The following is a 16574-nucleotide window of genomic DNA, read 5'->3' as shown; positions in this document are numbered from 1 at the left end:
TCAACTCTTTTATTTATAAATAGTAATTATTATAGCCAATTTTTAATAAAATTTATAAAAGACAAAAAAATAAGCTTTTTTTTAGGTGAAATTATTACAAAAAATTAATTTTAAATTTTTTATGTGAAAAAAATATAATAATGTTATACACATAGTGAACAACTAGTGAATAACTTTGGTATTTAAAGTTAATAATTATCTTGTATGTACTATAATATAGGCTCTATAGAAGTGTGAATAAATAAAAGTTGAAAGAGTATAAATAGTGAAAATATTAGGAATTGATCCGGGAACTCGTAATTGTGGCTATGCAATAATTGAAAAAAATGGTAGAGAAACGAAGCTAATTGAAGCAGGATTAATCAAAATCAAAACAGTAGTACTTCAAGAACAAATTGTTGAAATGTCAGAAGGATTTGACTTAATTTTTAAAAAGCATAAAATTGATGAAGTATCAGTTGAAGATATGTTTTATGCTTTTAATCCAAAAACAGTAATAAAGCTTGCTCAATTTAGAGGAGCAATTTCATTAAAAATATTACAAGAAATTGGAAATTTTGCAGAATATACACCTTTGCAAGTAAAAAAAGCAGTTACAGGAAATGGAAAAGCAGATAAAACACAGGTTGCTTTTATGGTTAAAAAACTATTAGGAATAAAAAAAGAGATTAAACCCTTAGATATTACAGATGCAATTGCAATAGCTTTAACACATTCACAAAGAATCAGATAAATATAAATCATTAGTTTTAACTAAAAAAAAGTATAATGGCGATTTTTAATAAGGATTACAAAAATGACAAAAAAAATAGGAATATTAGCTTCTTATAATGGAAGTGGATTTCAAACAATACAAAAAGCAATAGAAGATAAAATTTTAGATGCAAAAATTGTTGTAGTGATTTCAAATAATAGTACTGCTAATGCTTTAAATACAGCAGAACAATTAGATATTCCAAATTTTATTATAAATGCAAATAAATATCCAAATGAAAATTTAGATGAGAAGATAACAAAATTACTTTTAGAGTATGATTGTGATTATATATTTTTATCAGGTTATATGAAAAAAATTGAAACAAATTTAATCCAAGCCTTTGAAGATAAAATAATAAATACTCATCCTGCATTACTTCCATCAAAGTATGGTGGTAAAGGTATGTATGGAAGATTTGTGCATGAAGCAATTATAAAAAATAATGAAAAAAAATCAGGTGTAACTATTCATTTTGTAAATGAAAAATATGATGATGGAAAAATTATTTTAACAAAAGAGTTAGATATAAAAAGTGATGAAACAGTAGATTCTTTAGAGTCTAAAATAAAAGATTTAGAGACTATTGCGATTATTGAGGCTTTTGAAAAAGTACTAGCTAAATAGCTAGTATCTTTTTATTTAAATATACTTTCTAATTCTTCTTTTGTAGAGATATATTTAATATCACTTACTTTTGAATCTTTAAAAGTATATACAGTTATTTTTTCTTCTTTTACAGAAAATAAATCTTTGTTTTTCTCATCAATTAATAAAATAGAAAAATCATATTTTTTCATCTTTGGTAAAGCAAAAAACTTACTAATAATACTTGGCATACCCGTAATATCTGCAATATATTGAATGTTGTTCTTTTCTAAGAAACCTTTATCTTTGCTTTCTAAAAATACTTTAATTGTTTCACTCTCAGCTTTTGTTGCTGAAAATAAAATTGTTTTTGTATCCGCTTTAATAGTATGAACTTTTTCAAATTGATCATTAATTGTTAAATTAGGGATATTATCACCAATTGTTAATGAGTTTGCAAAAGCACCAATAGCTAATAGAATTGTAAACAAAATTTTTTTCATGTATTGTCCTAGTTTTTTAAATTTTGAAATTGTATCTGCAAAAGGTAAACAGAAAGTTAAAGGAAAATATTTATTATAAAATATTTATTAGTTTTTCAAAAAATAAGTTAATAAGTAGCCAAAATATATATAAGAATTAGTATGATTAATGTATAATGTTTTACAAAATAGATATTTATAAATTGGATTAATATGACATATTTAATAACTGATGACTCAAGAATGGGAAGAAAGATGATGATTAAGTCTTTACGAGAGTTAATCAAAGAAGAAGATGAAATCATTGAAGCTACCAATGGTTTAGAGGCAATCGAACAATATAAAAAATACAATCCAAAAATTTGTTTTATGGATTTAACGATGCCTATAATGGATGGATTTGAAGCAACCAAAGAGATATATAACTATGATAATAATGCAAAAATTATAATTGTAAGTGCAGATATTCAAGAAACTTCAAAATTAAAAGCTAAAGAAAATGGTGCCATTGGCTTTATAAATAAACCTATAAATCAAAATAATTTATCTAAAATGTTAAGTGGATTAGGATTTATTTAATGGCAGAAAATATTACTTTAAACGAGGACGAGCAGGACTGTTTACAAGAAATTATGAATATTTCTTATGGTGCTGCAACCGCTGCTATATCAGAGATTATCAATAAATATGCAACTTTAAATATCCCGAAAATAAGAACAGCAAACTCTTCTGAATTTGAAAAATATTTTTATAAAAAATTAGATGATGGGAAAACCCACTTTATTAGTAACCAGCTAGTTAATGGTTACCTTTCAAGTGAAAATATGTTTGTTATGGATAAAGATTCTGTATATAATTTATGTAAAGAGTTTGGAATTGAAGAGTCTGAAATAGATGAAGATGAATTAAAAGATGTAATGTTAGAAATATCAAATATTATATCAACTACAACTATAAGTAAATTAGCAGAATTAATTGATTCTAGTGTTGTTTTTTCTCCACCTAGTTTAAAAATAGTAAAGTCTTTTGATGATTTAGAGTACAGATATCATAGTGAAGATCTTCATATTATCATTATTGAAACAAATTTAGTATTTAAAGAGCAACATATTCATGGTGAACTTATAATTTTATCTAAAAATGATTCTATTTTATATCTAAAAAAAGCACTAAATAAAATAATTGATGAGTACTAATATTATGGAATCAATCAATAATAATATCATTTTCAATACTATTAATAATGGAATAATAATATTAGATGAAGATTTAAATATCTTAGCATGGAACAACTGGCTTGAAATTACTACAAAATTAACTAGTGAAGAGATGGTAAATCAAAATATTTGTGAAAAGTTTGATTATATAAATGAAACAAAACTAAAAAGAAAAATAAAATCTGTTTTAGTTACAAATAACTCTGCATTTTATACTATTGATCCTCATGAATATTTAATTGATATAAAAGTAAATACAATAATTGATAAGATTTATGAATCAATGCAACAAAATATAACTATTGTTCCTTATAATATAGAAAAAAAGCAAGTATGTCTTTATATTTATGATAATACAAAATTATGCGAAACAAATTATAAACTTGAAAAATTAAATGAAAAGTTAAAAGATTTATCAAATAGAGATCCTTTAACACATCTTTATAATAGAAGATATTTTGCAGAAATATCAAATAAAATGTTATCTTTAGCATTAAGGAATGATAATAATTTAACTATTATTATTTTAGATATTGATAAATTTAAAAGTATAAATGATACTTATGGGCATAGTGTAGGGGATAATGTAATTATAACTTTAGCAAGAGAGTTAGAAAACAATGTTAGAGATAGTGACTTAGTAGCTAGATTTGGTGGTGAAGAGTTTGTTATTTTATTAAATAATACAGATTTAGATAATTCTGTAAATATAGCAGAAAAAATTAGAAAAAAAATTGAAGAAATTGAAGTTAAAGATGATGATAATATTTTAAAATTTACAGCAAGTTTTGGTGTTGCAAAATATGATGATAATCTTGATAATGGAAAAATTGAACATACAATAACAAGAGCTGATAATGCTCTATATGTTGCTAAAGAAAAAGGTAGAAACCAAGTTATAGTTGATTTATAACTTTGGTAACTGCCAGTTTCTATAATATGCTAGAAGTCTAAGTGCTACTCCAAAGATAAATACAATTGTTAAATTAAGTAAGTTTATTTGATTAAATAAGTGTAAAATATAAGTAATTAAACCTACAATTATCGCAACCGTTGCATAAAACTCTGATATAAGAATAGATGGAATTCTATTTATTAAAATATCCCTAATAGTCCCACCACCAACTGCTGTTATAAAAGCTAAAATTAGTACTCCTAAAAAGTTAAAAGAGTTTTCAATAGCTATTAGTGAACCCGTAATTGCAAAAGATACTAAACCAACCGCATCTGATAATATAAAGGTTGTTTTTCCTTCAATATCATCAATTTTATGAAGTTTAAATAATAGTGAAATTAAAACCGTAGCAATAACTAAACTAACAGGTAGGGTATCTGTAAATACATAAGGTGTTCTACTTGCAAGAACATCTCTTATCATTCCTCCACCAAGAGCTGTAAGAAATGCAGAAATAAATACACCTAAAATATCAAGATTATAATGTACGGCAATAACAAAACCACTTAGTGCAAAACAAATAATTCCTATAATATCAGCTATTTCAAGTGCACTCATTTTTAAAACCTTTTTAAATTATTTGGCGAATTATACATAAAGAATGCTTTATAAATTCATTTTATTTTAAAGACTAAGAAAACCGTTGTACCGATATTCTCTTTACTATTAATTATAATTTTGGCATCATGCATTTGAATTATTTTTTTACAAATACTCATTCCTAATCCTGTTCCACCTAAGTCTTTATTTCTACTTTTATCTGTTCTATAAAATTTCTCAAAAATCTTTTCTTGCTCATCTTTGGGTATTCCAATACCTTCATCTTTAATACTTATAATATATTTATCATCTTTGATATAGTTTTTTATTAATACTTGCGAGTTTTGATTACTAAAACTAATTGCATTTTTTATTACATTCTTTAAAGCAATTTTTAATGGTTTTTCATAACCATCAATATGAGAAGCATCGATAATTTCACATTTACAAGTTATATTTTTTAATTTTGCAAAAGACTCCAGTTCTTTCATCGCTTCATAAGTTATTTCATCTAAATATATTTCATCTTTTTGTAAAGGTTTTGAGTTTTGCTCAGATTTTGCTAAAAAAAGTAAATCATCAATTGTTTGTTTTATTATTAGTATCTCATCTAAACAACTATTTAATATCTCTTTATACTCTTCATCACTTCTATCTTTTCTAAGACCTATTTCTATTTCACCTCTAATAATAGTAAGAGGTGTTTTTAGTTCATGCGAAACATCAGAGCTAAATTGTGATATTTTTTCAAATGAAATATTTAATCTTTTAATTAAAGAGTTGATTTCATCTGTTAATTGATCAATTTCATCATTGCTTCCTCTACCTTCAATAGTTTTTGATAAATCTTGTGCTTGAATTGTTTTTAGTTCACCTAATATTTTTTCTATTGGTTTAAATGATTTTAAAAGTATAAAGTTTGCACCCAATGTTGATAAAATTAAAATAATTGGAGTAATTAATCCTAGTAAATATAAAAGATTTTCTAAAGTTTCTTCAAGTGTATAACTAGATGTGGCTACCTCTATTAAAATTTCTTTATTATTTAGGTTTATCTTCATTTGACTAATTAAATAATCATCTTTTGAAATAAAATATGTTTTGTTTCTTTTCATATTTTTTATTTTAAGAAAATCAATATTTATATCTTTTGCATAATTAGTACTTTTAATAGTCAAAAGAGAGTTTTGTTTTATTTCCATAATACGAATATACAGAGGTTTGTATTTATATTCATCTTCTTCATTTAAAGGTACATTTATTAAATCACTTGAGTGTTCGACAATATCATCTCTAATATCAAAAATTATAATATTTAAAGTGGATTGAATTTTGTCAATAGTTGAAATTTCTAAAGATTTATATAGTGTATAAGAAAAAATTATAAAAACAATAGTTTGTATACTTATTCCATATAATAAAAGTTTTGTTTTAATTGATATTTTATTCAGCACTTATTTTAAATCCTATTCCTCTTACAGTTTTTATTAGTTTTTTATCAAACTGTTTATCAATTTTATTTCTTAATCTATAAATATATACATTTACAACATTACTCATATTTGATTCATTTAAATTTGTAATTGATGAGTTTATAGTTGTTTCTGATAAAACTCTATCTTTATTTCTAATTAAAAACTCTAATAATGAAAACTCTTTTGCTGTTAGATTGATATTTATATTTGCTCTCTTGGCACTTTTCTTTAATAAGTTTAATTCTAAATCATCAATTAAAAGAGTTGTATTTTCACTATTACTTACTCTTAATTGCACTCTTATTCTTGCAAGTAATTCAGAAAATGAAAATGGTTTAGCTAAATAATCATTTGCTCCAATATCTAGGCCTTTTATTTTATCTTCAATTGAATCTTTTGCTGTTAGCATTATAATAGGAGTATTGATATTATTCACTCTAAGGTATTCACAAACTTCATAACCATTTTTTAAAGGTATCATAATATCTAGAAGAATAATATCATAGCTATTAACACTTGCTAGATATATTCCTTCTTCTCCATTTAAACAATAGTCAACACTATAACACTCTTCTTCAAGACCTTTTTTTAAAAAGTTTATTATCTTTTCATCATCTTCAATTATTAAAATTTTCATTTATTATTTTCCTTAAAAGACATTTTACACTTTTTTTATTTTCTACGCAATTTAATTATTGTTATTTCTGCATTTGCTAAAAATCTATATTTTAAACCCCATGTTCCAAGACCTTTGTTAATATAAATAGCCATATTGTTTTTATAGTGTAAACCACTAATAAAAGGTTGAACTAATTTTACTAAAAAATGAAATGGAAATATTTGCCCACCATGAGTATGTCCACATAAAAAAAGTGAACTTTTTGCATCTTGGGCAAACTTATAATCTTTTGGTTGATGTGCTAAAAAAATTGAGGGCTGATTTACTTTTAAATAGTTTACAATATTCTCTTCATCTCTTTTTATATTAAAAAACTTAGAAAATCTATCTGATAAACCACCTAAATAGATATTACTCTTTTTATATTTAATAGATAAAAAAGTATTATCCATAAAAATAAAACCAAAACTATCAAATATCTCTTTTAAATTTTCTAATCCATAATATAAATCATGGTTACCACTAATATAATATACTTTTGATTTTATTTTTTTTAATTCCAAGAGTTGTTCTTTTATAAATTCTACTTTACAATCTATAATATCACCTGTTAAAACTATAAAATCAACATATGTATCATTTATAATTTCAACAAGTTTACTAATCTTTTTTAAAGATGTTTTTTTATCTATATGTAAATCACTTAAATGAAGAATTGATAAGCCTTCTAATTGTGCTTGTTCAACTTCTACCTCAACTGTTTGTACATTTGGAATAAAAGAGTCTTTAAAAAACATCTTTGACCTTTACTTTAATACTAATGTGTAATTAATATCTATTTGATCTCTTACTGTTAGAAAAAACATAGTTGGAGCTTCCATATTAAACTGTGATAATAAAATATTAAAATCACCCATTAATTGGATGTTTTCATCAATCTTAATAATTGTTGCTTGTGAACTTAACTCTTTTGTTACACCATTAAGTGTAAGTAAACCTGAGATAATATAGTTTTTATCTTCTTTTTTAATATCTTTAATATCAAATACAACAGATGGATAAACTTTAGTATTTAAAAGTTCATACATATTTTCATCTCTTGCTTCTTTTGAACTTTTTAAATCACCTGAATTAATTAAAACTTTTCCTCTAATTGATTTAAAATCAATACTATTAATACTTAAATTAGTATCAATCTTTTTTGTACTTGGATTTATTTCACTATCTCCAAAAACCTCTGTATGAGCTTTTATCTCACCTTGAACTAGTTCTAAATTACTTGAAAAAGCAAAGCAAGATAGGAACATTAAAATTAATAAATTACGCATATTTTTTCTCCTTATTTGGTATAAAATTTTGGTTTATTGTGATGATTAAAAATATAATAAATATGATAGGAACAAATAAAATTAGATGTTCTAAAGCTATAAACAAACCAGCTCCTGAAGCAAACCAACCTATAAAAACCATATAAATACTAAGTGTTTTAATATTTTTATGTATTAGTGTTTGTAAAATAACTACATTGTAATATGAAATAACAATAGGATAAACAATACTTAAAATTAAGGCTTCATTTAAGAAATAGAAGAAATAACATAAAGCAAAAAGTATTATTATAAATAACTCTTTTAAATTTTTTTGTAGCTGTAATTTAAATGCTAATACAATACCTAAAAGATGAAAAAATGCTATTTCATAAGTATATCCATCTCTCCAAATAGAGATGTTTTCATCTCTTGAAAGTGTTTCAAATAAAGATGAATCTAAAAAAATCCATAAAAGCATACTTGCTAATGCAAAATTACTATTTGAAATATTAATAGATTTATTCTCTTTTATAAAAAATAGACTTACAATTGCAAGTACTGTTAAAGCAATAGCAATATTTCCTCTTAATGCAACATCAAAGTTAAATAAAAATGTACCTAAAACATAAGCAATAGCTAATGCAAAACCTAATTGTATACTTGAGCCTTTTTTTAATTCATTTATTAATAAAGGCGCTAATGCTCCAACTGAAATTCCTAAAATAAATAGCATTAAACTCGATAAATTCGGATAAAAGAAACTCATAGCTAATTGAATAAGCAAAAATCCAAAAATCTTATTTTGATTTGAAGTTTTAATATATGAACTTAATAAAGAACCTATAACTCCACCAATTGGTAAATAAATGATTGTAAATAAATCAGATGAAAAATATTCAACTATTCCTGTTTGTGCAATAAGTAAGTAATAACATAACTCAGCAGCAACAAATAGAACTAAGGCAATTTTTTGCATAATGGCTCCTTATAAAAATATAATAAATAAACTAAAGCATAAAAAATATCAAATGCGCAAATTAAAAGTGCTTCAATACCTAATGAATTTGAAATATATAATGAGAAAAAGATAGAACTAATAAAAACTCTTATCATAACTGTTAACTTAGAAAGTATCTCTTCATGCTCTTTATATATAAGTGCTAAAAAATGTATAAGACCTGTCATACAAACAAAGGCAAATACAATATATTCATATTTTGCATTAAATGAAAAGCCAAGTATAGGATAAAGATAACTTGCAAATAAAATCAATATAATTCCTCCCATACCATCTGCTAATACACCAAATAAGTTGTATTTTTGAAGTAAAGAAAAATTAGTTTTAAATGATACTAAATAAAGTAAACTACAAAGAGCTAATAAACCAAATATACTTCTAAATATCCATAAAGTATTTGTACTAATTTGGATTATTCCAGCTTGAGTAAAACCAGAGATTGATAAAACAAAAAATATTCCTAATATTGCAAAAAGATAAAATTTTATAAAGTTAGTATTTGTATTTAGCCTTTTAATATATGGAGTAAACATAGCTATAACCATAAAAAAGATACAAATTCCCATTGCAAGATGAGCATGTCCTACAACTAAATCATTTCTATGAAAAAGCCATCTAATTTGGGGTATAAATATAATATTACCTTCTACATCAACAAATAAAAATGCAAAAATCGAAATAAATAAAGCACTCTTTGAAAATATCTCTATATTACTATCTTTGTACCATCTATATAATAGTGGAATATACAATAGTGTTAAATATTGTAAAAACCACTCTTGGTTGTACGTTAAAGGTTCTAAGAAAATTCTATATAAAACAGAAGAAAAATAAAAAACAGATGGAATAATCCAAAAAATATTCCATCTTGCTTTAAATGAGCCATTATTTAATAGTTTGATAATTAGATAATAAATAGGAATTAAAGCCAAGCTCATACCAAGTGTATTATCTCCATGAGGTCCTGAAACTGTACTTTCAACTTGTCCTATAATTGGATTCATCAAAATCAAAAGAGCAATTGGTGCAATAATTACAACTCTTAAACACATTTTTATCCATAATGGTAAAACTTTATATTGTTTAATAAATTTAAATAAAGCAATAATATAAAACACACCAGCAATTGCTAAAATAAAATTTAACTCATAAGCAAAATCATAAAATGCTAAACCTCTATTTTCCCCAAACAGTAAAGAGTTGATCATAAAAATTAAAAAGATATACCAAAATATTGTAAAAAGATTTAAATAGTGTAATCCTTTATGTGTAAAACCTACTTCTTTATTTATTAGTAAAAAAGGAAGATAAGAAAGCATTAAAGGAATAAATCCATAAAGCATAAGACTTATATGAATTGAACGCATATTTGCAGGATTTAATGTTTGTGAATCAATAGAATAACCTAATAAATTAATAGAATAAATCAATCCAAAAAATAATCCAATAGCAAAAAAAACTAATGATATTTTAAAATGTCTTTGAATAAAAAGATTAAAGTTTTCCATCAATCACCTCATATATCTTATTTGCTTGTTTTGCTAAAAACATATCATGTGTTGCAACTACAATAGTTGAACCATTTTTTGCTAAGTCTTTAAATATATTAAATACATTTTGAGAATTTTTAGAATCTAAGTTTCCTGTTGGTTCATCTGCAAATATTACAGATGGTTTATTTATCAAAGCTCTTGCAATTGCTACTCTTTGTCTTTGTCCTCCTGATATTTCATCAGGAAATTTATTTATAATTTCACTTATATTTAAAAGTTCTAGTAACTCTTTTATTTCACTCTCTTGTGCATTTTCTTTTGCAATTTGTATATTTTCTTTTACAGTTAAATAGTTAATTAAATAGTGAAATTGGAAAATAAAACCAATATTTTCTCTTCTAAATTTATCAATATCTTTAATATCAGAATAATCTAAGTCATTAAACTTTAAATCCCCAGAACTTGGTTTTAAAAGTGTTGATAATATTGATAGTAAAGTTGATTTTCCACTACCACTTTGACCAACAATTGCTATAAACTCACCTTTGTTTATTTCAAGGTTGATATTATCTAAAGCTAAATCTTTATTATAATAGTGTGTTATATTAGTTGCTTTAATCATATTTTATTTCCTTGAATTAAAATAATAGGATCAGTTTTAGCTGCATTAAGAGCAGGTGCAATAGAACCTATAATTGCCATTAAAATAGAAGTTACAAAAATAGTAAGTGCAAGTTGTGAAGATATTTCACCATTTACATAACCTTGTAAATGAGAAGAGTTTTTTATAAAATATAAAGTTATATGAGATATGAAAAATGCACTTATAAAACTAAAACATCCAATAATAAAACTTTCAGTCATAATAGTAAATATGATTTTACTAATTGGAATACCAATAGCTCTTTTTATTCCAAATTCACTTTTTCTTTGATTTACAGTAATACTCATAATACTTACAATCCCTAAAAGTCCCATACAAAAGGCAATTACTGAGATGATATTTGATGATGTTTTGATTATTTTAAATTGATTATAGTTATCTACAAAGTTCTGACTTGATTTCACATCAATATTTACACTTAGTTTTTTTATCTCTTTAATTATCTCATCAATATTGCTATCAATTTTTGTATTAATCATAAGCATTGAAGCACTTTTATTGAAAATTTCTCCAGCTTCTTTGATATTTAAAACCACTCCACCATTTTCAAAACCAATTGAACTTTCAAAAACTCCAGATATTTTAAATGTCTTATTTGCAATTTGAATATTCTCTTTATTTATAAGAGATGAATAAATAGATTTTCCAACTAATGCTTCATTTTCATTTGGATAAGAGTTTTTTATTAGTTTATAATTTTTAAATCGATTTTGAGTAACCCCATAAATAGCTACAATTGGAAGATTTTCAACAGGAGATGCTCCAAAAATTATTGCTGAAGTTTCTTTTATATTATTAAGTTTATTTATTTTTTCTATTAGATTTATATCTACATTTGAGAAAAAAGTATCAGATATTTTTGCCTGTGTTACTATGATATTTCCATCATTTTTTAAAATTGATGAGTACATAGCAATTACACCATTTGAAATAGAACTAATTAAAAATATAGAAACTATTGAAAAAATTAGACTTAAATATATTAAAGTAGTTTTTAATTTGTTAGCTTTTAAAGCTTTTAATGCACTTGAAATCAAAGTATTCCTTTCTTATTATAAAGGAATACTAACAAGTGAATATGAAAGCTTTATGAATGAAATATGAATTTTTGTTCATATTTTAAAATAAGTAGTTTAAAAGATTGAAAGACCTGTTTTACTTGTAAATAACTCTAATGCTTTTGTTCCAGCTAAAGAGTTACCTTGTTTATTTAATCTAGGAGCATATACACAAATTGCTAATTTTTTTGGAACTACAGCAACTATTCCACCTCCTACACCACTTTTTCCAGGAAGTCCAACTCTATATGCAAAATCGCCTGATGCATCATAATGACCACAAGTTAACATTAAAGAGTTTATTCTTTTTGCTTTTGCTTCATTTATAAGCACTTCATTTTTAATAGGATTTATTCCATGATTTGCTAGAAACAACATAGACTTTGCTAGTTGTTGTGTATTCATACTAATTGAACACTGTTTAAAATATGTTTGAATAACACTATTTGTTAAATTCTCAATATTTCCAAAACTTTTCATCATATTTACTAAAGCAACATTTCTATACCCATGTTTTAATTCAGATGTATAAACTTCATTATCAAAGCTAATTGTTTTATCATTAGTTATATTTTGAATAAACTGCAGTATATAATCAAAAGTATTCTCTTTATATATAGATAACAATGAATCAGTTGTAACAATAGCACCTGCATTTATAAATGGATTTCGAGGAATACCATTTTCATGTTCAATTTGTATCAATGAATTAAAGGGATCACCTGATGGTTCATGTCCAACTCTTTTATATAACTCTTTACTATAATTTAATAAAGCCAAAGTAAATGTAAATACCTTCGATATACTTTGAATAGAAAAATTCTTTTCATACGAACCTACATGATATTCATTTAAATCTAAATCTATAATACTCATAGCAAACTCATTTTTCTTTACGTTTGCAAGTGCTGGAATATAGTCTGCAACCTTTCCCTTTTTTAGAAAGTCTTTAATCTCATCTTTAATCTCATCTAAAACAACTTGATAATTCATATTTATAACCTATTTGAAAATTAAGTTATTATATCAAAGTAAAGAATATAAAAAGTGTGATAATTAATTTTAATATATTTATTTTTATTATCAATATGTAATTAATATAAAGTTATTGCTAAACATTAAGCTTACTTTTAGTATAATCGCGAAAAATATTAACAAAAAGAGTAAAGATGAGAGATATTAGAAATATTGCCGTAATCGCACACGTTGACCACGGTAAAACTACATTAGTAGATGAATTATTAAAGCAATCTGGAACTTTTTCAGCACACCAAAGTGTTGATGAAAGAGTAATGGATAGTAATGATATTGAAAAAGAAAGAGGAATTACAATTCTTTCTAAAAACACTGCTATTGATTACGAAGGTGTAAGAATTAACATCATTGACACTCCGGGCCATGCTGATTTTGGTGGAGAAGTTGAGAGGGTTCTTAAGATGGTTGACTCGGTTTTATTACTAGTTGATGCTCAAGAAGGTGTTATGCCTCAAACAAAATTTGTTGTTAAGAAAGCTTTACAATTAGGTCATAGACCAATTGTTGTTATTAACAAAATTGATAAGCCAGGTGGAGATCCAGATAGAGTTGTTGATGAAGTATTTGACCTATTTGATCAAATGGGTGCTACAGAAGAGCAATTAGAATTCCCAGTTGTATACGCAGCTGCAAGAGATGGTTACGCTAAATTATCTTTAGATGAGCCAAATGAGAATTTAATTCCATTATTTACAACAATTTTAGAAGAAGTTCCAAAACCAAAAGGTTCTGATGAAAATGGTCTTCAATTACAAGTATTTACACTTGATTATGATAACTTCATTGGTAAAATTGGTATTGCAAGAATCTTCAACGGTACTATTTCTATGGGTGAAACTGTAGTTTTAGTTAAAGCTGATGGTGAAAAAATTAAAGGTAGAGTTACAAAACTTATTGGTTTCAAAGGTGTTGATAGATTTGATATCAAAACTGCTGGTACTGGTGATATTGTTGCTGTTGCTGGTTTTGAAACAATTGATGTTGGTGATTCACTTTGTGATCCTGCTAACCCAATGCCATTAGACCCTATGCATATTGAAGAGCCTACATTATCTGTAACATTTGCAGTAAATGATTCTCCATTAGCAGGAACTGAAGGTAAATTCGTAACATCAAATAAAATTGATGAAAGATTAGCTGCTGAAATGAACACTAATATTGCTATGAACTATGATCAAATTGGTGAAGGTAAATTTAGAGTTAACGGTAGAGGGGAATTACAAATTTGTATTCTTGCTGAAAATATGAGAAGAGAAGGTTTTGAATTCTGTATTGGAAGACCAGAAGTAATCGTTAGAGAAATCGACGGTGTTAAAATGGAACCATTTGAGCACTTAGTAATTGATACACCAGATGAATTCTCAGGTGCAATTATTGAAAAACTTGGAAAAAGAAAAGCTAATATGACTAACATGGTACCAATGGGTTCTGGTTATACAAGATTAGAGTTTGAAATTCCAGCAAGAGGATTAATCGGTATTAGAACTGAGTTCTTAACTGAAACTAAAGGTGAGGGTGTTATGAATCACTCATTCTTAGAATTCAGACCACATTCTGGAACAGTTGAATCAAGAAAATACGGAGCATTAGTTTCTATGGAAAATGGTGAAGCTGTTGGTTATTCTATCTTTAACTTACAAGATAGAGGAATTATGTTCATTAAACCTCAAGATAAAGTTTATAACGGAATGGTAATTGGACAACATGCTAAAGGGAATGACTTAGATGTTAACCCAATTAAAGCAAAACAACAATCAAACGTAAGATCTTCAGGTGCTGATGAAGCTATTAAGCTTATTCCACCAAGAGTTATGTCTTTAGAAAACGCTTTAGAGTGGATTGAAGATGATGAGCTTGTTGAAGTTACTCCTGTTTCTGTAAGAGTTAGAAAAAGAGATTTAGATCCAAATGTTAGAAAAAGAACTGCTAAAAAAGTTAAATTCGCTGACTAGAAATTAGATACTATCTATTTCTTAAAGGGATGTGCTTTATGGCACATCCCTTTTTTTATGCAAAATTTTAAAAATAAAAGGGTTTATATGTCCGACATGCTTGGATTTACAATTAGTCAAAATATTATATTAAAAACAAAAAATTAATAGGAGATTCTTTCTCCTATAAAAAGGAGAAAAGATGAAAAATATTAATACAAATAAAAAAGATTACATAATATTATTTAGTATTGAATTTGTAACAGTAATTGCAAGTTTTATATTTATTGCTAAATAATTTATGATAGTTGCAATAATGTAATTTCAGAACTAGCCCCTAGTCGCATAGGTGGTCCCCAAAAACCTGTTCCTTTATTTACATATACTTGTGTAAATTCATTATGTTGATTTAATCCTCTAACATAGGGTTGCTGTAATTTAACTAAGAAATTAAAAGGAAATATTTGACCACCATGTGTATGGCCACAAAGAATTAAATCAATATTTTTAGTTGATTCTAATTCTTCTAAATACTTAGGTTGATGAGCTAATAAAACACAAGGTTCATTATATGTGCCAATCATAGCTTTATTTAAATCAGGTTTATAATCACCAAATCTATTTCCAAACCTATCATATACACCTAATAAATAAAAACCATTTCCTTTTTCACCAATATATACATTTTCATTTTCAAGTACTTTTATACCTAAAGAGTTAACATAATCTATTATAGGTTGAACACCATGAAAATATTCATGGTTACCAACAATAAAAAAAGTACCATAAGTAGATTTTAAATTTTTTAGTTCATATAAGGCATCTTTTGCATATTTTAATTTTGTATCAACTAAATCACCAGTTATTACAACTAAGTCAGCTTCTAATAAATTTACTCTATCTACAAGATTTCTAATAAATAGCTTATCAATTAGTCCACCTATATGAATATCACTTAATTGCACAATATTATATGACTTATTTAGATTCTTGATTTTTACAGGAACAATTTCAAGTTCAATATGTTTTGAATTTTCCATTGCTTTTGCATTTGTACCAACAACTAATGATATAGCACCAATATCAATACTCTTTTTAAAAAAAACTCGTCTATTTTCTTTAAAAGGAGTTTTTTTAAATATAAAAGATACAAAATCATGAATAATAGTAATACCAAATGTTAAAAATATTACACCAATAGGTAAAGAAAGCATAAAATAAAGCCAATTAGGTACATATGGATAATACCTAGCAAATGGATAACAAATTGCACCTATAAATGTAATATATAAAAAGTACGTAAGTGCTTTTTTATAACTACTTTTAAAGTCAAGTTTATTTATAAGTCTTTTTTTGATTATAAATGTTTGAAATGCAAAGAGTAAAATAAAGATTGTAAAGAATATTATATTGTTCATAATGGATTATATATAAG

The 16574-nt window shown here is 25.2% G+C and carries 18 protein-coding genes; 6 read left to right on the top strand and 12 right to left on the bottom strand.

What is annotated here, in order from left to right; genetic code table 11:
* Positions 1–265: 265 nt before the first annotated feature.
* Positions 266–733: a crossover junction endodeoxyribonuclease RuvC gene (gene ruvC / locus ACERKK_RS02330; protein WP_373771465.1), complete on the top strand. Its 468-nt coding sequence runs from the start codon at positions 266–268 to the stop codon at positions 731–733.
* Between the two features lie 63 nt (positions 734–796).
* Positions 797–1381: a phosphoribosylglycinamide formyltransferase gene (gene purN / locus ACERKK_RS02325; protein WP_373771464.1), complete on the top strand. Its 585-nt coding sequence runs from the start codon at positions 797–799 to the stop codon at positions 1379–1381.
* 11 nt (positions 1382–1392) lie between these two features.
* On the opposite strand, the gene ACERKK_RS02320 is transcribed toward purN, so the two are convergent.
* The gene (locus tag ACERKK_RS02320) at positions 1393–1845 is read right to left on the bottom strand and encodes a hypothetical protein (RefSeq protein WP_373771463.1); all 453 of its coding nucleotides are present in this window, start codon (positions 1843–1845) and stop codon (positions 1393–1395) included.
* Positions 1846–2037: 192 nt separating this feature from the next.
* Here ACERKK_RS02320 and ACERKK_RS02315 point away from each other — a divergent pair, with 192 nt between their 5' ends.
* Genes ACERKK_RS02315 through ACERKK_RS02305 form a run of 3 tightly spaced genes read left to right on the top strand, consistent with a single transcriptional unit; the run spans position 2038 to position 3954 of the window.
* Entirely contained in the window at positions 2038–2403 is a 366-nt protein-coding gene (locus ACERKK_RS02315) for a response regulator (protein WP_373771462.1), read from the top strand.
* A complete protein-coding gene (locus ACERKK_RS02310; RefSeq protein ID WP_373771461.1) occupies positions 2403–3020 on the top strand; it encodes a chemotaxis protein CheC in 618 nt (205 codons plus the stop codon). Before ACERKK_RS02315 ends, ACERKK_RS02310 begins: the two co-directional genes overlap by 1 nt.
* The gene (locus tag ACERKK_RS02305; protein ID WP_373771460.1) at positions 3010–3954 is read left to right on the top strand and encodes a GGDEF domain-containing protein; all 945 of its coding nucleotides are present in this window, start codon (positions 3010–3012) and stop codon (positions 3952–3954) included. Before ACERKK_RS02310 ends, ACERKK_RS02305 begins: the two co-directional genes overlap by 11 nt.
* On the opposite strand, the gene ACERKK_RS02300 is transcribed toward ACERKK_RS02305, so the two are convergent.
* The 10 genes from ACERKK_RS02300 to ACERKK_RS02255 all read right to left on the bottom strand — a co-directional run bounded on the left by ACERKK_RS02300 (position 3949) and on the right by ACERKK_RS02255 (position 13166).
* Positions 3949–4554: a trimeric intracellular cation channel family protein gene (locus tag ACERKK_RS02300; RefSeq protein WP_373771459.1), complete on the bottom strand. Its 606-nt coding sequence runs from the start codon at positions 4552–4554 to the stop codon at positions 3949–3951. The genes ACERKK_RS02305 and ACERKK_RS02300 overlap by 6 nt on opposite strands.
* A 56-nt stretch (positions 4555–4610) precedes the next feature.
* The gene (locus ACERKK_RS02295; protein WP_373771458.1) at positions 4611–5990 is read right to left on the bottom strand and encodes a sensor histidine kinase; all 1380 of its coding nucleotides are present in this window, start codon (positions 5988–5990) and stop codon (positions 4611–4613) included.
* Positions 5980–6648, bottom strand: a complete 669-nt coding sequence (locus ACERKK_RS02290; protein WP_373771457.1) for a response regulator — start codon at positions 6646–6648, stop codon at positions 5980–5982. Before ACERKK_RS02290 ends, ACERKK_RS02295 begins: the two co-directional genes overlap by 11 nt.
* 35 nt (positions 6649–6683) lie before the next feature.
* The gene (locus ACERKK_RS02285) at positions 6684–7427 is read right to left on the bottom strand and encodes a metallophosphoesterase (RefSeq protein WP_373771456.1); all 744 of its coding nucleotides are present in this window, start codon (positions 7425–7427) and stop codon (positions 6684–6686) included.
* A 9-nt stretch (positions 7428–7436) separates the two neighbouring features.
* Positions 7437–7958, bottom strand: a complete 522-nt coding sequence (locus ACERKK_RS02280; RefSeq protein ID WP_373771455.1) for a YceI family protein — start codon at positions 7956–7958, stop codon at positions 7437–7439.
* A complete protein-coding gene (locus ACERKK_RS02275; protein ID WP_373771454.1) occupies positions 7951–8916 on the bottom strand; it encodes a hypothetical protein in 966 nt (321 codons plus the stop codon). The genes ACERKK_RS02280 and ACERKK_RS02275 overlap by 8 nt, the downstream gene beginning before the upstream one ends.
* The gene (locus ACERKK_RS02270; RefSeq protein WP_373771453.1) at positions 8898–10466 is read right to left on the bottom strand and encodes a hypothetical protein; all 1569 of its coding nucleotides are present in this window, start codon (positions 10464–10466) and stop codon (positions 8898–8900) included. The genes ACERKK_RS02275 and ACERKK_RS02270 overlap by 19 nt, the downstream gene beginning before the upstream one ends.
* The gene (locus tag ACERKK_RS02265; RefSeq protein ID WP_373771452.1) at positions 10453–11073 is read right to left on the bottom strand and encodes an ABC transporter ATP-binding protein; all 621 of its coding nucleotides are present in this window, start codon (positions 11071–11073) and stop codon (positions 10453–10455) included. The genes ACERKK_RS02270 and ACERKK_RS02265 overlap by 14 nt, the downstream gene beginning before the upstream one ends.
* Positions 11070–12152 (bottom strand): ABC transporter permease, encoded by a 1083-nt coding sequence (locus tag ACERKK_RS02260; RefSeq protein ID WP_373771451.1) that lies wholly within the window; start codon positions 12150–12152, stop codon positions 11070–11072. The genes ACERKK_RS02265 and ACERKK_RS02260 overlap by 4 nt, the downstream gene beginning before the upstream one ends.
* A 96-nt stretch (positions 12153–12248) precedes the next feature.
* Positions 12249–13166, bottom strand: a complete 918-nt coding sequence (locus ACERKK_RS02255) for a glutaminase (protein WP_373771450.1) — start codon at positions 13164–13166, stop codon at positions 12249–12251.
* Between the two features lie 176 nt (positions 13167–13342).
* Between ACERKK_RS02255 and typA the strand changes: the two genes are divergently transcribed.
* Positions 13343–15160 carry a translational GTPase TypA gene (gene typA, locus ACERKK_RS02250; RefSeq protein WP_373771449.1) on the top strand — a complete coding sequence of 606 codons (1818 nt, stop codon included), beginning with the start codon at positions 13343–13345 and terminating at the stop codon, positions 15158–15160.
* A gap of 278 nt (positions 15161–15438) precedes the next feature.
* On the opposite strand, the gene ACERKK_RS02245 is transcribed toward typA, so the two are convergent.
* The gene (locus ACERKK_RS02245) at positions 15439–16557 is read right to left on the bottom strand and encodes a metallophosphoesterase (protein ID WP_373771448.1); all 1119 of its coding nucleotides are present in this window, start codon (positions 16555–16557) and stop codon (positions 15439–15441) included.
* Positions 16558–16574: the final 17 nt, after the last annotated feature.

Source organism: Poseidonibacter sp. (assembly GCF_041821165.1).
In the GTDB taxonomy this organism is placed as follows: domain Bacteria; phylum Campylobacterota; class Campylobacteria; order Campylobacterales; family Arcobacteraceae; genus Poseidonibacter.
The sequence above is the reverse complement of the archived record's forward strand: the minus strand, read 5'-3'. Positions and strand labels throughout refer to the sequence as shown.

Bases quoted from the DNA above. Each gene is read 5' to 3' on its own strand.
- ACERKK_RS02315 (WP_373771462.1), top strand. From the start codon at position 2,038: ATGACATATTTAATAACTGATGACTCAAGAATGGGAAGAAAGATGATG.
- ACERKK_RS02270 (WP_373771453.1), bottom strand. From the start codon at position 10,466: ATGGAAAACTTTAATCTTTTTATTCAAAGACATTTTAAAATATCATTA.
- ACERKK_RS02310 (WP_373771461.1), top strand. From the start codon at position 2,403: ATGGCAGAAAATATTACTTTAAACGAGGACGAGCAGGACTGTTTACAA.
- ACERKK_RS02305 (WP_373771460.1), top strand. From the start codon at position 3,010: ATGAGTACTAATATTATGGAATCAATCAATAATAATATCATTTTCAAT.
- ACERKK_RS02245 (WP_373771448.1), bottom strand. From the start codon at position 16,557: ATGAACAATATAATATTCTTTACAATCTTTATTTTACTCTTTGCATTT.
- ACERKK_RS02275 (WP_373771454.1), bottom strand. From the start codon at position 8,916: ATGCAAAAAATTGCCTTAGTTCTATTTGTTGCTGCTGAGTTATGTTAT.
- ACERKK_RS02280 (WP_373771455.1), bottom strand. From the start codon at position 7,958: ATGCGTAATTTATTAATTTTAATGTTCCTATCTTGCTTTGCTTTTTCA.
- ACERKK_RS02265 (WP_373771452.1), bottom strand. From the start codon at position 11,073: ATGATTAAAGCAACTAATATAACACACTATTATAATAAAGATTTAGCT.
- ACERKK_RS02300 (WP_373771459.1), bottom strand. From the start codon at position 4,554: ATGAGTGCACTTGAAATAGCTGATATTATAGGAATTATTTGTTTTGCA.
- typA (WP_373771449.1), top strand. From the start codon at position 13,343: ATGAGAGATATTAGAAATATTGCCGTAATCGCACACGTTGACCACGGT.
- ACERKK_RS02255 (WP_373771450.1), bottom strand. From the start codon at position 13,166: ATGAATTATCAAGTTGTTTTAGATGAGATTAAAGATGAGATTAAAGAC.
- ACERKK_RS02285 (WP_373771456.1), bottom strand. From the start codon at position 7,427: ATGTTTTTTAAAGACTCTTTTATTCCAAATGTACAAACAGTTGAGGTA.
- purN (WP_373771464.1), top strand. From the start codon at position 797: ATGACAAAAAAAATAGGAATATTAGCTTCTTATAATGGAAGTGGATTT.
- ACERKK_RS02290 (WP_373771457.1), bottom strand. From the start codon at position 6,648: ATGAAAATTTTAATAATTGAAGATGATGAAAAGATAATAAACTTTTTA.
- ACERKK_RS02320 (WP_373771463.1), bottom strand. From the start codon at position 1,845: ATGAAAAAAATTTTGTTTACAATTCTATTAGCTATTGGTGCTTTTGCA.